Consider the following 18087-nt stretch of genomic DNA (forward strand, 5'->3'; position numbering starts at 1 on the left):
AGGAGCCATGCCATGAGCCGCATCGACGTCACCGAAAAGATCATCACCACCAAGGTCGCCAAGGGTCTCAAATGGGCCGATGTGGCCGCCCGCGTCGGCCAGAGCAAGGAGTGGACGACGGCCGCCTGCCTCGGCCAGATGACCCTCACCGCCGAACAGGCTGGCATCGTCGGCGAGATCTTCGGCCTCACGCCCGACGAGCAGCGATGGCTCACGGTGGTGCCCTACAAGGGTTCGCTGCCGACCAGCGTGCCGACCGATCCGTTGATCTACCGTTTCTACGAACTCATCAACGTCTACGGCACGACCTTCAAGGAACTGATCCATGAAGAGTTTGGCGACGGCATCATGAGCGCGATCGACTTCAAGATGGACCTGCAACGCGAGCCGCACCCGGCCGGCGACCGGGTCAGCATCACGATGTCGGGCAAGTTCCTGCCCTACAAGACCTACTGAGGACGGCCGAGCGCCGCGGCGGGCACGCGCACCGGCAGCGAATGCCACCAGGACAGGAAGCGCTCGGCGCAGCGCTCGATGGGGCCGCTGTTGTCGAGCACCAGCGCGCAGCCGGGCGGCGCGCCGAGTGAGGTGGCCCGCTGCAGCCGCAGTGCCATCGCGGCACCGTCTTCCCGCCCCCGTCGGGCCAGTCGCTGGGCCAGCACCTCCGGATCTGCCTGCACCAGGACCCCGAGCGCCTTCGGTGCGGCCGCGTGCAAGGTGGCCCAATGGCCGCGCGAGCCGTTCACGACCACCCAGCGGCCTTGCGCCAGCGGCGCCAGCTCCTCGGACCGGATGCCGTAGCGACACCCATTGGCCTCCCAGTAGAGCGCCAACTCACGCGTCGCCAGCAGACCGTCCATTTCCGCCTCGGCCACGTGCTCGTGCGCCTCGCCCCCCGGCTGTACCGCGCGCGTCAGGCTGCGGCGCGCGATGTGCAAAGGCGCGTGTGGCGGCAGCATCGCCCTGAGCCGACCGAGCAAGGTGTCCTTGCCGGCCCCGGAGGGGCCCATCACGTAGATCAGCCCGGCGCCTTCGGCCGGGACGTCAACACCAAAACGGTCGCTCATGGTGCTAAGGCAAAGCGCTGGACGACCCGAAACGGTGCACCGGGCTCGGGTTCGGCGAACACGGCGATCTGGTCGCAGCGCAGCGGGACCGACAGCGCTGCGGCGAAATGCTCACGGGCCGCGGCGGCGAACGACGCGTGTCGTGCATCCCCGTCGCGCCCCAGGCCGTCGCTCAGCGTCATGTGGAAACGCCAGCGGTCGAGCACATAGGGGTAACCGTATCGCTCGAGCAGTTCCCGTTGCCGGGCGTCGAGGGCGGCGATGTTGCGGCGCGCCCGTTCACGCGGGTCCGGCGGGGCGCGGAACCGGTCCAGGTCGGTCACGCAGGCATCGGCCAAGCGGCGCAGCGGATGCTGCGCCTGCAGCGGCTCGACCGGTTGCAAGGCGAGGAAGTCACCCAGCATCGCGACCTGCAGGCGCGGCATCTCGAACGCCTGGACGTCACTCGCAAGCCGAGCGACCGCTTCCAGCCAGGCGGACTCAGCATCGATGCTGCTCAGACGCAGCGGCGCCTTCAGCGTCGCGTGGAAGCCATAGCGCGCAGGTTCGCCCACGGGCACCGGGTGGCTCACGGGGCGCAACGCGGCGTCGGGGCGTTCCGGGTCGCATCGCAGCCAGGCGCAGCCGGCCTCCCACAACGGGTGCTCAGCAGCCGGCACGTAGTAGACGGCGTATCGGTACATGCTCGCCTCACTCGCCGGCGAAGTCATCAGGCACGACGCTGAGCTGCACCGCGTCGGATGCAAACAGCGTCATGCCGGCCTCGACCGGGCGCCCTTCGGCGTCGACGTTCAGGTAGTCCACCACCAGCACCGGGGCCGTCGCCGGTCGCGCCAGCGCATCGGCTTCCACTGCGCTGGGCATGCGGCACGAGACGATGCTGCGCGCGCGGGTGTAGTCCGACACCCCGAAGCGGCGCAACGACTCGGTGACCGAACCGGTCTCGGCGAAGGCCGCCGCCATGCCGGCGAAGCGCGGCAGCGGGAAGGCGCAGGTGCTCAGACCAATGACACGGCCGCGCACCGTCGCCCGGGTCTGCAGCACCTCGACCTTCTGCCGGGCCGTCAGGCGCAGCGCGGCGGCCCACCCGCCGGCCGGCTGCTGTTGCGCCGAACGCAGCTCACGGCTGGCCTGCTCGCCGCAGTCGGCCAGGTTCTGGGTCAACCGCGTGCGGCGCTGCAGCGCGTAATCGAGCACCAGTTCGCGCACGAAGGTGCCGCGGCCCTGCACCACCCGGACGAAGCCGCTGTCGGCCAACGACCGCACCGCCTGTCGCAGCGTGTGGCGGTTGACGCCGAAGCGCGCGGCCAGCGCGGTTTCGTTGGGCAGGCACTGGCCGGGCTGGAAACGCCCGGCGGTGATGTCGTCACGTAGCGCGGCGGCGATCGCCTCCCAGCGGCGCAACGACGATGACGGCGCGGCGGCCGCATCGGCTTCCATCAAGCTGTCTTTGAGCATCGCTTCAACAATCTGTCATCAAGCACTTGCACACTGCAGGGCATTATCAGGTCGTCTAGATGACAACACCATGTCGAAACACTTAAACGAACCCCACCCGTCCAGCCCGGAGGAACGCCGCCGCTGGTTGCAGGTGCTGGCGCGCGCCACCTCGGCCGAGCTGGCCCGCTGGGCAGCGCCGGTCGCCAACGCGCAGCGCTTCGACTGGCTGCGCCATCCCGAGCCGGGGCTGGTGATGCTGCGCGGGCGCATCGGCAACAGCGGCGACCGCTTCAACCTCGGCGAAGCCACGGTCACCCGCTGTGTGGTGCGGGTCTGCCTGCCCGAGGGCGAATCGGCCGCCGGCGTCGGCTACGTGCTGGGCCGGGACACGCAGCGCGCCTCCTGGGTCGCATGCATCGACGCGCTGCTGCAACTGCCGCTGTGCCGAGCCGACGTCATGCGCCGGGTGATCGAGCCTCTCGCTGCGGCAGCAGCCGCACGCCGCGCCGCGGCGCAGGCGCGCACCGCCACCAGCCGGGTCGAGTTCCACACGCTGCAAGCGGAGGTGGCCCGATGAGCCCCGGCCTCGCTGGCACCCCCGTCGCTGTCGCTGCCCTGGCACCCGGCTTCGCGGACCCGGTGCATGCTGCGCAAGCCACGTTCCGTCGACTGCTCGACGCGATGGCCCGCCCCGGCCGCGTCCAGACGCTGGACCGAGCGTCATTGCAGGGCCTGGAGCGCACCACCCCGATGGCCCCCGCCACGCTGGCCGTGCTGCTGGCGCTGGCCGACGCCGACACCCGGGTCTGGATCAGCCCCGAGGTGGGACGCGATCCACACCAGACCGACGCACTCGTCGCCTACGCGCGCTTCCATACCGGCATGGCAGTCGCACACGATGTGTCGTCCTGCGAATTCGCCTTTGCGCTCGTCGGCGCTGCTTGTGAAGACGTGCTGTGTCGCCTGAACCCCGGCAGCGATGAGGCGCCGGAAGATGGAGCCACCCTGGTGATCGAAGCCGCCGGGCTCGATGCGCTGGAAGAGCCCGCCGGGGCGGAACCGCCGACACAGCGTCTACCGGGTGACGGCGTCTGGGTGCGACTGACCGGCCCCGGCATACGGCATGCGCACCGCCTGCAGGTGGCGGGGCTGGACCTCGGGTTCTGGCAACAGCGAGCCGCGGCCCACCTGAGCTTCCCCCGCGGCATCGACCTCGTCTTCAGCTGCGGCGAGCAGCTGGCGGCACTGCCGCGCTCCACGCGGGTGGAAATCCTCGGCCACGACAGGAGCGTCTGAATGTATATCGCCGTCAAAGGAGGCGAGCGGGCCATCGATGCGTCGCGTCGCCTGCTCAGCGAAGAGCGCCGGGGCGACCCGGAGGTCCGCGAGCTCGAGGTGGGCCAGGTCGAGCAGCAACTCGGCTTGCTGGTCGACCGTGTCATGTCCGAAGCCTCGCTGTACGACCCCCAACTGGCTGCGCTCGCGCTCAAACAGGCACAAGGCGACGTCGTCGAGGCGGTGTTCCTGCTGCGCGCCTACCGCACCACGCTGCCCCGGCTGGGCTACGCCCTGCCGGTCGACACACAGCGCATGGCCGTGACGCGCCGCGTGTCGGCCATTTTCAAGGACCTGCCCGGCGGGCAGGTGCTGGGGGCGACCTACGACTACACCCAACGCCTGCTCGACTTCGGACTGCTGCGGCCCGCGACACCGCCGACCGCCAGTGCCCTGCCCTCCTCGCCGCAGGCCGACCCGGCCGCCCTGCCCGATGCCCTGAGCACCCTGGTGCAAGAAGGCCTGGTGGAAACCTGCGCACCGAGCGACGGCGACCCGGAGCCGAGCGACATCACCCGCACGCCCCCCAGCTACCCGCTGTCGCGGGCGGGCCGGTTGCAGATGCTGGCCCGCGGCGACGAAGGCTGGGTGCTGGGCCTCGCCTACTCCACCCAGCGCGGCTACGCCAACACGCATCCGTTCGCCGGCGAGATCCGCCTGGGCCCGGTACCGGTGGAGCTGGTGCCGGACGAGTTGGGCTGTGCGATCGAGATCGGCGAGGTCGAGTTGACCGAGTGCCAGATGGTCAACCAGTTCACCGGCAACGCCGACAAGCCGCCCCATTTCACGCGCGGCTACGGCCTGTGCTTCGGGCGCAGCGAGCGCAAAGCGATGGCGATGTCGCTGGTCGACCGCGTGATGCGGGCCGACGAGTTCGGCGAGGACCGCACCAGCCCGGCCCAGGACCAGGAGTTCGTGCTGCCGCACTCCGACAGTGTCGAAGCCTCCGGCTTCGTGCAGCACCTGAAGCTGCCGCACTACGTGACCTTCGAGAGCGAGCTGCAGCTGGTGCGGCAGCTGCAGTCCGAACATGGGCGGCCCGAGGGGGCGGCCGGCAAAAACGGCGCAGGGGAGCAGCCGCAATGAACACCACCACCGTGCAAGCAGCCGCCGAAGGCTACAGCTTCGCCTACCTCGACGAGCGGACCAAGCGCATGATCCGCCGCGCCATCCTCAAGGCCGTCGCCATCCCGGGCCACCAGGTGCCGTTCGCCTCACGTGAAATGCCGCTCGCCTATGGCTGGGGCACCGGCGGCATCCAGGTCACGGCGGCGGTGATCGGCCGGGCCGATGTGCTCAAGGTGATCGACCAGGGCTCGGACGACACCACCAATGCCGTCAACATCCGGCAGTTTTTCGCCCGCACCACTGGCGTGAAGACGACCGAGCGCACCCGCGAGGCGACCCTGATCCAGACCCGCCACCGCATCCCCGAGGCGCCGCTCACCGAGGCGCAAACCTTGATCTACCAGGTGCCGCAACCGGAACCGCTGTACAAGCTCGAACCACGCCGGACCGAAACGCGCAAGCTGCACGCGCACCGCGAGTACGGGCTGATGAACGTCAAGCTCTACGAAGACATTGCACAGTGGGGCCGCATCGAGACCACCTATGACTACCCGGTGCTGGTCGACGGCCACTATGTGATGGCACCGTCGCCGATCCCGAAGTTCGACAACCCCAAGATGGATCACATGCCGGCCTTACAGCTGTTCGGCGCCGGGCGCGAGAAGCGCATCTACGCCGTGCCGCCGTACACCCGGGTCGTTTCGCTCGACTTCGAGGACCACCCCTTCACCGTCGAAACCTCCGACCAGCCCTGCGCACTGTGCGGCTGCACCGGCAGCTATCTGGACGAAGTGGTGCTCGACGACGGCAACCGGCTGTGGACGTGCTCGGACACCGACTGGTGCCGCGAGCAGCGCGAGGTGCAATCATGAGTGCAGCCATGGAGGCCCCGGACAGCGACCCGATCGAGGTGGTGATCCGGCCCGCCACCCGGGACGACCTGCCGGCCGTGCTCGCGCTGTACGAGGCCGCCGGCCTCGATGCGCCCGGCACGCACGACCTGGCACGCGCGCAAGCGGCCTTCGACCGCATCAGCCGCTATCCCGACTACACCGTGTGGCTGGCCGAGCTCGAGGCTCGCCCCGTCGGCACGCTGGCCCTCGTCATCCTCGACAACCTGGCGCACGGCTGCGCACCGTCGGCGCTGGTCGAAGACGTCGCGGTCGCCCCCGATGTGCAAGGCCAGGGTCTCGGCCGGCGACTGTTGACCCACGCGATGCAACATGCGCGCACCCGTGGTTGCTACAAGCTGGCGCTGTCGAGCCGTGCTTCACGCGTCCGCTCGCATGACTTCTATCGTCACCTCGGCTTCGAGGTGCACGGCTACAGCTTTCTGGTGACCCTCGATGATGCATGACAAGGCGCAAGCGCTGCTGCGCGTACAAGGTGTGGGCCATCGTTTCGGCGACGGCCTGTGGGCGGTGCAGGACGCGAGCTTCGAGCTCTACCCGGGCGAGGTGCTGGCCGTGGTCGGCGAGTCCGGTTCCGGTAAGTCGACGCTGCTGGGGTGTTTGGCCGGACGGCACACGCCGACCCGCGGCAGCGTGCACTACCGCTCTCGGGACGGCCGATGGGTCGACGTGCATGCCATCGGCGAAGCGCAGCGGCGCTTGCTGGCGCGCACCGAGTGGGGCTACGTCGAGCAGCAGGCGAGCGACGGGCTGCGCATGTCGGTGAGCGCGGGCGGCAACATCGGCGAACGCCTGATGGGGCTGGGCGAACGCCACTTCGGACGGCTGCGCGCCGAAGCCTGCCAGTGGATGACGCGGGTGGAACTCGACGCCGCACGCATCGACGACCTGCCGCGCGAGTTCTCGGGCGGCATGCGGCAGCGTCTGCAGATCGCCCGCAACCTCGTCACCCGCCCGCGCCTGGTGCTGATGGACGAACCCACCTCGGGGCTCGACGTGTCGGTGCAAGCCCGCTTGCTCGACCTGATCCGCCTGTTGGTCGCGCGGCTGCACCTGTCGGCCATCATCGTGACCCATGACCTGGGCGTGGCCCGGCTGCTGGCGCACCGCACCGTCGTGATGCGACGGGGCCACATCGTCGAGCACGGCCTGACCGACCGTGTCTTCGACGACCCGCAGCACGAGTACACCCAGCTGCTGGTGTCGTCTGTCGTGACCCCTTGAGACCTGAACCCCAGATGAACACGCCCATCCCCGACGGCCTGCCCGTGATCGACGTGCAAGACCTGAGCAAGACCTTCACGCTGCACTTGCGCAGCCACCACCGCCTGCCGGTGCTCGACCGCTTTTCACTGCAGGTCCATGCCGGCGAGTGTGTCGCCTTGGTCGGCGCCTCCGGGCAAGGCAAGTCCACCGTGCTCAAGTGTTTGTATGGCAACTATGCCGGCGACGATCTGCCCGGGACCCGCGTGACGGTACGCACGCCGGACGGCGCAACCGATCTGCACCGCGCCTCGCCGCAGGAAGTGCTGGCGCTGCGCCGACACGGCGTGAGCTACGTGAGCCAGTTCCTGCGCGCGGTGCCGCGCGTGTCGGCGCTCGACGTGGTGGCCGAGCGCTTGCTCGAAGACCAGTTGCAGGACAGCCCGGCCGGACTCGACGATCCGTGCTGGGAAACCCAGGCGGAAGCCGCCCGCGAACAGGTGCGCGAGTTGTTCGCGCGACTCCACCTGCCCCCCGCCCTGTGGGCGCTGCCGCCGTCCACCTTCTCGGGCGGCGAACAGCAACGTGTCAACATCGCGCGCGGATTCGTCAAGCACACGCCGGTGCTGTTGCTCGACGAACCCACCGCGTCGCTCGATGCAACCAACCGGCGCGCGGTGGTGTCGTTGGTCCGCGCGGCGCGGGTGCGCGGCGCGGCCATCGTCGGCATCTTCCATGACGAAGAGGTGCGCGACGCGGTCGCGACCCGCTGCGTCGACCTCTGAGGGACGGCACGACATGACAGAACTGGTCTTGAACAACGCCCGCCTGGTGCTGGCGCACGAGGTGGTGCGCGGCAGCGTGCTGGTGCGCGACGGCCGCATCGCCTCGGTCGACCACGGCCCCAGCGCGCTGCCCCAGGCGGTGGACCTGGACGGCGACTACCTGCTGCCCGGCCTGGTCGAGGTGCACACCGACAACCTGGAGCGCCACATCATGCCGCGGCCCAAGGTGTCCTTCCCGGCCCAGCCGGCGGTCCAGGCGCACGACGCCGAAATGGCGGCCGCCGGCATCACCACCGTGTTCGATGCCATCGGCGTCGGCGACCCCTACGGCGAGGGCTTCCGGGCACAAGACCAGAGCGAGCTGCTGCGGGTGCTCGACCTGCTGGACGAGGCCGGCGTGTTGCGCGCGGACCATTACGTCCATGTCCGTTGCGAGCTGCCGGCGCCCAATGCGCAAGCCCTGTTCGCGCCGTTCGCGGGCCACCGGCGGCTCAAGCTGCTGTCCTTGATGGACCACACGCCCGGTCAGCGGCAATGGACCGACATCGAACACGCGCGCACCTACTACACCGGCAAAAAGGGCTGGAGCGACGAGAAGTTCGAGGCGGAACTGCGGGCCGCACCGGAGCGCCAGACCCGGCATGCCGAGCCCAACCGCAGCTGGTTCGTCGCGCACTGCCAGGCGCATGGCATCGCGGTGGCCACCCACGACGACACGACCGTCGCGCATGTCGACGAAGCCGTCGCGCTCGGCGCGGTGATGAGCGAGTTCCCCACCACCCTGGCCGCGGCGCGTCATGCCAAAGCGCATGGGTTGTACACGGTAGCGGGTGCGCCCAACGTCGTGCGCGGGGGGTCGCATTCGGGCAACGTCGCCGCGATCGAACTGGCCCGTGAAGGCGTGCTCGACGCGCTCTCGTCGGACTATGTGCCGTCCAGCCTGCTGGCCGCGGCCTGGTGTCTGCAGCAGGCTGCCGGCTTTTCGTTGAGCGAAGCGGTGGGTGTGGTCACCCGGGCGCCTGCGTGCGCCACCGGCCTGGTGGATCGCGGCCAGATCCACCCTGGGTTGCGTGCGGATCTGGTGCGCGTGCGCGAAGTCGCGGGCCGCCCGGCGGTGCGGATGGTGTGGCGCGCAGGCTGCCGCGTCGCGTAAGGCGGCGTCCCTACGGCTTCGGATGACTCAAGTGCCGTGCCTCGAGGCGGCCCACGACGAGGCTGATCTGCACTGCCACCTGTCGCAGCACCCGCTGCTCGGCGCTGGTCCACAGCCGGGGATGGCCAGTCTGTTCGATGCAGACGACGCCGAACACGCGGCCGTTGACCTTGAAGGTGGTGTCGAGCAGGGAGCGGATGCCGCGGGGCACGAAATAGGGCTCCACCAGCCCGCGCAGGTGCGGGTCGTCGAGGACGTCGCGGCAGGCGTAGACGCCGTGGCGCAGCAGCGTCTCGAAATACTCGCGGTATTCGCCCTGCTGCAGCGTGTCGCCGCCTTCGGACGCACCGTCCTGGGCGTCGAACACTGCCGTGCAGGTCAGCGACAGGTCGCCGGGGACGCGGCCGCCGAAGCGCCACAAGCTGGCCCGTGAGCAGTGGAAGGCGCGTTGCAGTTCCACGCACAGCAGGGCCCGGTAATGGTCGTGCGACAACCGCCCGGCCAGCAGGTCGGAGCTGTGCCCCTGCAAGCGCGCAGGGAGGGACTCCAGCGTGGGTGCCGCCGCCGCTTGCGGCCCGATCGCCGCGTTGTGTTCTACCGTGCTCATAGGTTCAGCCACTGCTCGCTCACGCTGCAGCTGCCCGACGTGCGCGGTGGCCCCGCGGCTGCGGTCTCGGCGAGACCGCAATGAATTCCGGGGACCGGCCCTTTGAGGGCGCCGCGACAGCACGTCGGGCTACTGCCCAAAGGGTGTCTATGGCGTTTTCGGCGTGGCGTGAAAGATCTTGAGCAAATAAGTCACGCCGGCGGCGCCGTCCTGGCCTCCGGAGGCAGGGGGAAACCCTCAGGCGATGCTGAACGAGCCGATGCCGGTTCGCGTGTCGATGAAAGGCCGGGCCACCACACCTTCGAGCACGCCGAGGTAGTAGTGCAGCGGCGGCGTGCGCTTGCCGGGCTGCTTGGCTAGGTCGTCCCACCGCCGCAGTTGCAGCGTGGCGACGGCATGCGGCCCGGTCTCGAAGGTCAGCGCCTCGTCAAGGCTCATCGGCCCGCCCTGCAGCAAGAGCGAGTGCGCCGACGCCGCGCTGAGGCCGGCCTGGTAGCCGGGGTCGCGCGCGCAAAGATAACGCTTGGCCTGCACATGCAGGCGGATCGGCTCGGTGACCTGCGGGCCGAAGTCGGCCCGCAACAGCGTCAGGGCGCGGACCTCGTGCTGGTCGTCCTCATGGTCGGCGGCCGGCGTCTCGTCCATCAAATGGCCCAGGTCGTGGAGAAAGGCGGCGGCGACGAGTGTCTCGTCGGCCTCCGCCCACTCCGCCAGTTGCGCACACTGCAGTGCGTGGTCGAGCGCGGTGACCGCCTCGGCGTGTGCGCCGCTATAGAGACGCTGGCCGCGGGTCAGGAACAGATGCTCGATCTGGGCCAGCACCGGCCGGTCTTCGAGAGCGTCGTCATCAAGGGCTTCCATCGGGGACTCCTTTCGGCTCTGTTCAACACAGCCGCACCGCCCGGGTGCGGCCGCTCACATCAACCGTTTGCGCAAGGCCGACGACAGCACGTCGATGATCGACACGGACACGACCAGCATCGCCAACACCGCCGCCGTCTCGGCATACTGGAAGCCGCGGATCACCTCCCACAGCACCATGCCGATGCCGCCCGCGCCGACCATGCCGACGACCGAGGCCGACCGCACATTGGCCTCGAAGCGGTACAGCGAATACGAGATCCACAATGGCGCCACCTGCGGCAACACGCCGTAGGCGATCTCCTCCAGCGGGTGCGCGCCGCTGGCCCGGATGCCTTCGACCGGCTGCGGGTCGATCGCTTCCACCGCCTCCGAGAACAACTTGGCCAGGCTGCCAGTGGTGTGGACCCACAAGGCCAGCACGCCGGCGAACGGGCCCAGGCCGACCGCGACCACGAACAGCAGGGCGAACACCATCTCGTTGATGGCACGGCAGCCGTCGAGCAGCCGCCGCACCGGCTGATGGAGCCACCACGGTGTGATGTTGGACGACGCGAGCAAACCGAGCGGCACCGAGCACACGATTGCGAGCGCGGTGCCCCACAGCGCGATCTGCAGGGTGACGATCAACTCGCTGGCGTAGTACTTCCACTCGCGGAAGCTGGGCGGGAAGAAGCCGACCAGGTATTCGGTGACGTTGCCGGCGTCGCGGAACAAGTCGAGCGGGCGCATGTCGGCGCCCTTCCACGACCCTGCCAGCAAGGCCAGCAACAGGCCCCACAGCAGCAAGCGCCCGGTGGACGCCTGCGCCGCGCGCGGGGCGGCCGGCGGCGGGCTGCCGCTCAAACGCTGGGTCAGCGTGTCGGACATGGTGCGCCGATCCGATTATTTGGCGCTCGCCAGCAGCTTCTGCAGCTCGGCGAGGCGGGCGTCGATGTCCTGCAGCCGCCGACGCTTCTCGTCGGCCGACAACGTGGTGTCGGACTCGGCCTTGGCGCGGTCGCGGGCCAGCTCGAGCTGCCGGATCGGCAGCAGCTGCTGGTTGTCCGAGGCGACGAAGCCGGCGAAGGTCAGCGTCTTGAGGATCTCCTTTTCGCGTGCGTCGCGGCCGTAGCCGAGCAGGAAGTCGCGCACTTTCTGACGCGCCGCAGCGTCCAGATCCTTGCGCCACACCATCGGGTCGCTCGCGATCAACGGCGAGCGCCACACCTCGCGCAGCAGGGCATGACGTTCCGGCTGCTTGATCTTCATGCGGTCGACACCGTCGCTGGCGACCGTGGCCACGTCGACCTGCTTGCTCGCCACCGCGAGGATGTTGGTTTCGTGGTTGGCGCGCACGGTGCGCTTGAAGTCCTTCACCGGATCGACCTGGTTCTGCGCGAAGGCGTAATAGCCCGGCACCAGCGAGCCCGAAGTGGAATTCGGGTCACCGAAACCCAGGGACAGCTCCGCACGGCGCTTGAGCACGTCGTCGAGCGACTTCAGCGGGCTGTCCTTGTGCACCAACATCAGGCTCCAGTAGCCGCCGGCGCCGTCGGCCTGCGTCACTTTGGCGAACACCTCACCGCCGGCCCGGTCCACCGCTTCCAGCGCCGACTTGTTGCCCATCCAGGCGACCTGCACCTTGTTGAAGCGCATCGCTTCGATCACGCCGGCGTAATCGGGCGCGAAGAAAGCGTTGACCTTCAGGCCGGTGGCCTTTTGCATGTCTTCGAGCAGCGGCTGCCATGCGCTCTTCAGGTTCTGCGACGACTCGGTGGAGATGAAACCGAAGTTGAGGGTCTGGGTCTGCGCGACGGCGCAGGGGCCGAGCAGGCCGAGGGCCAGCGCAGCGAGGGACAAATGACGGCGTTTCAAGGGAAGCTCCTGGCGGAAACGGGACAAAAGGGGTACGGCGAGCACACGGCGCAACGGGGTCACGCAAGCTGCAGTGCCGGCTGTGGGGCGGCGGTTCGGGGCGACGGGGCGACACTGCCCGACAAGGCGTGCTCGAACAATTCGTCGCTCTGCGTGCCGTAGAGGTCTTTCAGGCGCTCGCGTGTCAGCGAACGGGTCGGGCCGTCGTACACCACCTCGCCGTGCCGCAGCGCGACGGTGCGCGGGCAATAGGCGAAGGCGTAGTCGACCTGGTGCAGCGAGACCAGCACGGTGACACCCTGCTCGCGGTTCAGCTCGGCCAGCAGCTCCATCACGCGGCGGCTCGATTCCGGATCGAGCGAGGCGATCGGCTCGTCGGCCAGGATCACCTGGGCCCGCTGCACGATGGCCCTCGAGATCGCGGCCCGCTGCTGCTGACCGCCCGACAGCGTGGAGGCACGTTGCCAGGCCCGCTCGGCCATGCCCACCCGCTGCAAGGCCTGCAAGGCCGACGCCAGCTCGGCCGGCGGGAACCGGCCCAGCAGCGTGCGCCATAGCGGCAGGCGGTGGAAGGCGCCGGTGAGCACGTTGTGCAACACGGGCAGACGGTCGACCAGGTTGAACTGCTGGAAGATGGTGGCCACCGTGCTGCGGATGCTGCGGGCCTGGCGATCGAGCCGGCCGCCCTGCTGCACCAGCCGGCCCAGCATCGTGATCTCGGAGTGACTGCCGGCATCGGCGCGGTGCAAGCCCGAGAGGTGGCGCAGCAAGGTGGACTTGCCGGAGCCCGAGGCGCCCAGCAGGGCCACCATCTCGCCCTGCCGCACCGTCAGGTCCACGCCCTTGAGCGCGCAACAGTCGCCGAAGGTCTTGCGCAAACCGCGCACCTCGATCACCGGGTCGGACATGGACGTCTCCTGAGTTTGGTTGATCTGTGTGATGCCCAGCATCATCTAGACCACTCGTGACTGCGCGGTGAACCGCTCGTGACGCCCCGATGACAGCTTCGCCGGCTCGGCACGGGAATGGGGCTTGCCCGCCGACGGACATGCCGTCCCTGCTTCGACGCGCGCTGGCCCCTCGACCGGCCCTGCCCGGTTGGGAAACGCTGCACGACTTTGCCGACCGCTGGCGCGCCCAGCCCACCGCCGGCGTGGTCACCGATCTCGACGGCACCGCGCTGCAGGAGCGCGCAGGGCGCAGCGTCGTGCCGCGGGCCATCGCAGACGGCCTGCGGGCGGTGCACCGGGCCCACCGCCCGGTCATCATCGACACGCTGCGCTTTCCGATGTCGGTGATGCGGGAGATCGCGCCGGACTGGTTGCGCCACGCCGGGTTACCGATTCCGCTGGTGGCGATGAAGGGCAGCCAGATCGGGCAGATCACGGCTGCGGCCAGCGGCCTGCTGCGCTTCGAGGAGACCGCGGCCTATCCGCTGCAGCCTGAGGAAATCGTCGAAGTGCTCGACGGCGTGGACGGTCTGCTGCGCGACGGGGTCGACGAGCTGAGGGTGTTTTTCTATCCGCGCAACTGGCAGGTGGGCGAGCAGATCTGGACGCCGCGCCCCGCCCATCTGAGCGAGGTGCTGCAAAAATACCCGAGCGCGTCGCGCGTCATCGCCGGTCCGCTGGCGACCCTGAGGGCCCAGCTGCTGGCGACCGAGATCTGCATGATCTTCCTGCTGATCGACGCACCGCAGGACCGGCTGATGGCCTACCAGCACACACATCGCACCAGCTTCTTCACCCATGCGGGCGTCGACAAGCGCTCGGGCGCCGAGCATCTGGCGGCGCGGCTCGGTGTGGATCTCGCCTGCTCGGTGGGCGCCGGGGACGCCCCGCCCGACACCTTCTTGTCGGGCGTCGGGTTGGCGGTGATCGTCGGCAATGCCGAGCTGGACTACAAGGGGCTCGAGCAGACGCTGCGCTTGCCCGACCCGGCAGCCTTCGGTGCGTTGCTGGCCCGACTGAGCACGCCGGACGCGAAACGCCGTTGACACGCCGAGGCGCACCGTCCCGTGCGCGCCGATGTTTCGAATCGACCGCCGATGGACACCGGGCCGCGCCTCGCTGTCACCGGCGATTCACCGAGCGCCACTACGCTGCGCCGCTGCCCCACTCTGCGAGACAGCGATGCTCACGAAACACAAACGACAGTTGGCCGCCGACACCTCCCGGCGCCGCTTTATCCGCGACCTCACCCTGGGCTCGGTGGCGCTCGGCAGCGCCCTGGGGTTGAGCGGCTGCGGCGGCGGTAACGACGACGACCCGCCGCTACCGCCTGCCGAAGGGCCGGGCTCGGTCGCCTTCCAGCATGGCGTGGCCAGTGGCGACCCCTTGTCCGACCGCGTCATCCTCTGGACTCGCGCTACGCCGGCACGCGACGAGCGCTTGACGCTCGACTGGGAGCTGGCGACCGACGCCGAGTTCCGACAAGTGGTCGCGAGCGGCCGCGTCGACACCGATGCAAGCCGCGACTACACAGCCAAGGTCGACGTCACCGGCCTGACGCCCCACACCACCTACCACTACCGCTTCCGCCACGGCGAGACCCGCTCCCCGGTGGGCCGCACGCGCACGCTGCCCACCGGCGACGTGTCGCAGGTGAAGCTGGCGGTGTTCTCGTGCTCGAACTACCCCGCTGGCCATTTCAACGCCTATGCCGCCGCCGCGCGGCTCGACGATGTCGATGTGGCCGTGCATCTGGGTGACTACCTCTACGAATACGGCCGCGGCGGCTATGCCGACGACGACGCGGCCCGCCTCGGCCGTGTGTCGGAGCCGGCCCACGAGATCGTGGTGCTGGCCGACTACCGCGCACGCCACGCGCAATACCGCAGCGACCCCGACCTGCAGGCGCTGCATGCCGCCCTCCCGATGATCGCGGTGTGGGACGATCACGAAATCACCAACGACACCTGGCGGGACGGCGCCGAGAACCACCAGGCCCCCGCCGAAGGCGAGTTCGCCGCGCGCAAGGCCGTCGCGCTGCAGGCGTATTTCGAGTGGATGCCGGTGCGCATGCCCGACCCGGCGCAGCCCGAGCGGCTCTACCGCTCGTTCGACTTCGGCGACCTGGTGTCGCTGCACATGCTCGACACCCGCGTGATCGGCCGCGACCAGCAGCTCGAGCTGAGCCGTTACCTGAGTGTCAGCGGCGGCTTCGACGCGGCCGCCTTCCGGGCTGACGTCGGCGCCCCCGACCGCCAGTTGCTGGGGGCAGCCCAGACGCAATGGCTGCAGCAGCGTCTGCAAGCGTCCGGCGCGTTGTGGCAGGTGCTGGGGCAACAAGTGCTGATGGGCCGCATGAACATGCCCGCACCGGTCCTGTTCAACCTGATGAGCGGCGGTGCGCAGGGCCTGTCGATGGCCGACTACCTGGCGCTGGCGCACAAGGCGCGTGTCGCGCCCGGCACCTTGACGCAGCAAGAGCAGGCGGTGTTGGCGCAACCGGCGCTGCCGTACAACCTGGATGCATGGGACGGCTACCAGGCCGCGCGCGAGACGGTGCTGGGGATGGCGAGTTCGCTCGACCGCAACCTGGTGGTACTGGCTGGTGACACCCACAACGCCTGGGCCAGCAACCTGCGCACGGCGGGCGGGGCTGCGGTCGGGGTGGAGTTCGCGACGCCATCGGTCACCTCTCCGGGCTTCGAAGCCTATCTGCCCCACGTCAACCCGGCGCAACTCGCCGGTGCCCTCACGCAACTGATCGGCGACCTCGAATACGCCGACACCAGCCGACGCGGCTTTTTGGTCGTCACCGCCACCCGCGAAGAGTGCCGGGCCGACTGGCACTACGTGAGCCGCATCGATCGCCGCGACGCCACGGCCAGCCTCGGGAAAAGCCTCAAGGTCTTGCCTGGTAGCGGCCAGCGCAAGCTGGTCGAAGCCTGAAGCCGCGCCCCTCGCGGCCACTTCGGGCGGCGGGTCGGCAACCCCGGCCCGCCGTTGCAAGCCCACCCGCCCCGACACCTCAGGCTGTCTAGACAACGCCTCGACTGCAGAGTCCGGCCTTCGCGCTCCATCACCGGCAGCGGCGGGTGCCGCCGAGACCTGGGACGGGATGACGGCAAGGACAGCGCTGTCTCACACCGATGGCGCGGCCGGCTCTCCCTTGGACTGCATGTGCCTTGCACCTGCCACCGGTAGCCCCTACAAGCACGCGCCCTGTCGCTGGCGCCCAGCCAGGCGCGCCCGTGCATCAACACCCGCTCGGCTGCTGGCAGGGGCAGGGGCAGGGGCAGGGGCAGGGGCAGGAACAAGCCTTGCCTCTACTGCTGCGACCCTGGTGTAGAGGTCTGCCCTCCCCCGCCGTCATCAAGATCCGGCCACCTGACTTGTCGCCGATCTTCCTGTCACCGTTCAAGCTGGAGGCTCACCGTGGTTCACGCACTTATCGTCGAAGACGATCAGGAGTCCGCGCAAACGCTGGCGAGCCTGCTTGCTTGCGAAGGTCATTCCGCGGCAACCGCCGGCAGCCTATATGACGCACGCCGGCAGATTGCCTTCCAACGCCCGGACGTCGTGGTGCTCGACCTGCGGCTGCCGGACGGCAGCGGCCTCGACCTGCTGACATGGCGCGAAATGCTCGAAGACACCCGAGTGGTGCTGCTAACCGCCTATGCCAGCATCGAGTCGTCCATCGCGGCACTGCGCAACGGGGTGGTCGACTACCTCAAAAAACCGCTGCGTTTCGACCAGTTGCGCGAGTTGCTCGCGGACATGCCCTCGAACGCGCGCCCCGGTGTCGAACCTGCGCAGCTGCCACGGGCGTTCGCTCAACTGCTCGGCTCATCGGCCGCGATCGGGCGTCTGCGCACCGCCGTCTCGCGCGTCGGGCGTCACAACGTCACGGTGCTCGTGCAAGGCGACACCGGCGCCGGCAAGGAAGTGGTGGCACGGGCCATCCACGAGTCGAGCCGTCGTGCCGGGTTGCCTTTCTATGCCGTCAATTGCGGCGCGCTGTCGCCTCAGTTGATCGAGAGCGAGTTGTTCGGACATGAGCGCGGCGCTTATACCGGTGCCAACGAGCGTCGGGCCGGTCTGTTCGAACAGGCACATGGGTCCACCTTGCTGCTCGATGAAGTCACCGAGATGCCGCTGGCCTCACAGGTCAAGCTGCTGCGCGTGCTGGAAACCGGCACGTTCTCGCCCGTCGGCTCGGTCGAAACCCTGACGACGGACGTGCGGGTCATCGCCACCACCAACCGCAACCCCGAGGAGGCGGTGGCACAAGGGCACCTGCGCGAAGACCTGTACTACCGGCTGCAAGTCTTTCCGTTGCACGTGCCTTCGCTGTCGCAACGGATGGAAGACCTGCCGCTGCTGGCCAACGCCGTCCTCGCCGACCTCGCGTTGCGTGAAGGACACCGTAAACACTACTCCGACGCAGCCTTGCACAAGCTGGCACAGCACCCGTGGCCCGGCAACGTGCGCGAGCTGCGCAATGTCACCAGCCGCGCTTACCTGATGGCACCAGGCGAGGTGATCGAGCCCGACGACATCGAACTGCAGGTGTTGCCGAGCCGGGCCCCACCGGCAGGCATGCCACAGGTGCGGCTCGACGTCGGCACCAGTGTCTCGGAGGCGCACCGCCTGGTGACGCTCGCCACGCTGCAGCACTGCGGCGGCCACCGGCTGAAGACCGCCCGGATGCTGAACATCAGCATGAAAACGCTGTACACCCGCCTGCTGGAGTACCAGCAGCACCAGGCCGTCGCTGGCGATCCCGATTCTGCAGATCCGAACGATCTCGCCGACCCCGACGCGTCGCCCACCGACCACGAGCTCGAATGACA

Annotated in this window: 20 protein-coding genes; 12 read left to right on the top strand and 8 right to left on the bottom strand. The window is 69.0% G+C overall.

The window, feature by feature from the left end; genetic code table 11:
• Positions 1–12: 12 nt before the first annotated feature.
• Positions 13–456: a cyanase gene (cynS, locus tag AAW51_RS18435; RefSeq protein ID WP_047195771.1), complete on the top strand. Its 444-nt coding sequence runs from the start codon at positions 13–15 to the stop codon at positions 454–456.
• Here cynS and AAW51_RS18440 read toward each other — a convergent pair.
• Genes AAW51_RS18440 through phnF form a run of 3 tightly spaced genes read right to left on the bottom strand, consistent with a single transcriptional unit; the run spans position 450 to position 2525 of the window.
• Positions 450–1067: an AAA family ATPase gene (locus AAW51_RS18440; RefSeq protein WP_047195772.1), complete on the bottom strand. Its 618-nt coding sequence runs from the start codon at positions 1065–1067 to the stop codon at positions 450–452. The two genes, cynS and AAW51_RS18440, sit on opposite strands and share 7 nt — an antisense overlap.
• Positions 1064–1750, bottom strand: a complete 687-nt coding sequence (locus AAW51_RS18445) for a DUF1045 domain-containing protein (protein WP_053013729.1) — start codon at positions 1748–1750, stop codon at positions 1064–1066. Before AAW51_RS18445 ends, AAW51_RS18440 begins: the two co-directional genes overlap by 4 nt.
• 7 nt (positions 1751–1757) lie before the next feature.
• Positions 1758–2525: a phosphonate metabolism transcriptional regulator PhnF gene (gene phnF / locus AAW51_RS18450; RefSeq protein WP_053013730.1), complete on the bottom strand. Its 768-nt coding sequence runs from the start codon at positions 2523–2525 to the stop codon at positions 1758–1760.
• A gap of 70 nt (positions 2526–2595) precedes the next feature.
• Here phnF and phnG point away from each other — a divergent pair, with 70 nt between their 5' ends.
• The 8 genes from phnG to AAW51_RS18490 are packed head-to-tail and all read left to right on the top strand — an operon-like array spanning position 2596 to position 8962.
• Positions 2596–3084, top strand: coding sequence for a phosphonate C-P lyase system protein PhnG (gene phnG / locus AAW51_RS18455; protein ID WP_047195774.1), 489 nt, complete (start codon positions 2596–2598; stop codon positions 3082–3084).
• Positions 3081–3803 (top strand): phosphonate C-P lyase system protein PhnH, encoded by a 723-nt coding sequence (phnH, locus tag AAW51_RS18460; RefSeq protein ID WP_047195775.1) that lies wholly within the window; start codon positions 3081–3083, stop codon positions 3801–3803. Before phnG ends, phnH begins: the two co-directional genes overlap by 4 nt.
• Positions 3804–4928: a carbon-phosphorus lyase complex subunit gene (locus AAW51_RS18465; RefSeq protein WP_047195776.1), complete on the top strand. Its 1125-nt coding sequence runs from the start codon at positions 3804–3806 to the stop codon at positions 4926–4928.
• Entirely contained in the window at positions 4925–5782 is an 858-nt protein-coding gene (locus AAW51_RS18470) for an alpha-D-ribose 1-methylphosphonate 5-phosphate C-P-lyase PhnJ (RefSeq protein WP_047195777.1), read from the top strand. Before AAW51_RS18465 ends, AAW51_RS18470 begins: the two co-directional genes overlap by 4 nt.
• Complete coding sequence (locus AAW51_RS18475; protein WP_047195778.1) at positions 5779–6267, top strand: GNAT family N-acetyltransferase; 489 nt, start codon at positions 5779–5781, stop codon at positions 6265–6267. The genes AAW51_RS18470 and AAW51_RS18475 overlap by 4 nt, the downstream gene beginning before the upstream one ends.
• A complete protein-coding gene (gene phnK, locus AAW51_RS18480; RefSeq protein WP_238947631.1) occupies positions 6257–7045 on the top strand; it encodes a phosphonate C-P lyase system protein PhnK in 789 nt (262 codons plus the stop codon). The genes AAW51_RS18475 and phnK overlap by 11 nt, the downstream gene beginning before the upstream one ends.
• Before the next feature lie 14 nt (positions 7046–7059).
• The gene (gene phnL, locus AAW51_RS18485; RefSeq protein WP_047195780.1) at positions 7060–7809 is read left to right on the top strand and encodes a phosphonate C-P lyase system protein PhnL; all 750 of its coding nucleotides are present in this window, start codon (positions 7060–7062) and stop codon (positions 7807–7809) included.
• Positions 7810–7822: 13 nt separating this feature from the next.
• Complete coding sequence (locus tag AAW51_RS18490; protein WP_047195781.1) at positions 7823–8962, top strand: alpha-D-ribose 1-methylphosphonate 5-triphosphate diphosphatase; 1140 nt, start codon at positions 7823–7825, stop codon at positions 8960–8962.
• Positions 8963–8972: 10 nt separating this feature from the next.
• On the opposite strand, the gene AAW51_RS18495 is transcribed toward AAW51_RS18490, so the two are convergent.
• The 5 genes from AAW51_RS18495 to phnC all read right to left on the bottom strand — a co-directional run bounded on the left by AAW51_RS18495 (position 8973) and on the right by phnC (position 13195).
• Positions 8973–9569 (bottom strand): GAF domain-containing protein, encoded by a 597-nt coding sequence (locus AAW51_RS18495; protein WP_047195782.1) that lies wholly within the window; start codon positions 9567–9569, stop codon positions 8973–8975.
• 237 nt (positions 9570–9806) lie between these two features.
• On the bottom strand, positions 9807–10430 hold the full coding sequence (locus tag AAW51_RS18500) for an HD domain-containing protein (protein WP_157359957.1): 624 nt from the start codon (positions 10428–10430) through the stop codon (positions 9807–9809).
• Positions 10431–10484: 54 nt separating this feature from the next.
• On the bottom strand, positions 10485–11300 hold the full coding sequence (gene phnE, locus AAW51_RS18505; protein ID WP_047195783.1) for a phosphonate ABC transporter, permease protein PhnE: 816 nt from the start codon (positions 11298–11300) through the stop codon (positions 10485–10487).
• Between the two features lie 15 nt (positions 11301–11315).
• On the bottom strand, positions 11316–12287 hold the full coding sequence (gene phnD, locus AAW51_RS18510) for a phosphonate ABC transporter substrate-binding protein (protein ID WP_047195784.1): 972 nt from the start codon (positions 12285–12287) through the stop codon (positions 11316–11318).
• A 59-nt stretch (positions 12288–12346) separates the two neighbouring features.
• The gene (phnC, locus tag AAW51_RS18515; protein WP_047198015.1) at positions 12347–13195 is read right to left on the bottom strand and encodes a phosphonate ABC transporter ATP-binding protein; all 849 of its coding nucleotides are present in this window, start codon (positions 13193–13195) and stop codon (positions 12347–12349) included.
• Between the two features lie 140 nt (positions 13196–13335).
• Between phnC and AAW51_RS18520 the strand changes: the two genes are divergently transcribed.
• From AAW51_RS18520 to AAW51_RS18530, 3 genes are all read left to right on the top strand, one after another.
• A complete protein-coding gene (locus AAW51_RS18520; protein ID WP_053013733.1) occupies positions 13336–14283 on the top strand; it encodes an HAD family hydrolase in 948 nt (315 codons plus the stop codon).
• A 136-nt stretch (positions 14284–14419) separates the two neighbouring features.
• Positions 14420–16183, top strand: a complete 1764-nt coding sequence (locus AAW51_RS18525; RefSeq protein WP_047195785.1) for an alkaline phosphatase D family protein — start codon at positions 14420–14422, stop codon at positions 16181–16183.
• A 486-nt stretch (positions 16184–16669) separates the two neighbouring features.
• Complete coding sequence (locus AAW51_RS18530; RefSeq protein ID WP_047195786.1) at positions 16670–18085, top strand: sigma-54-dependent transcriptional regulator; 1416 nt, start codon at positions 16670–16672, stop codon at positions 18083–18085.
• Positions 18086–18087 lie beyond the last annotated feature (2 nt).

It is taken from the genome of Caldimonas brevitalea (assembly GCF_001017435.1).
In the GTDB taxonomy this organism is placed as follows: domain Bacteria; phylum Pseudomonadota; class Gammaproteobacteria; order Burkholderiales; family Burkholderiaceae_C; genus Caldimonas; species Caldimonas brevitalea.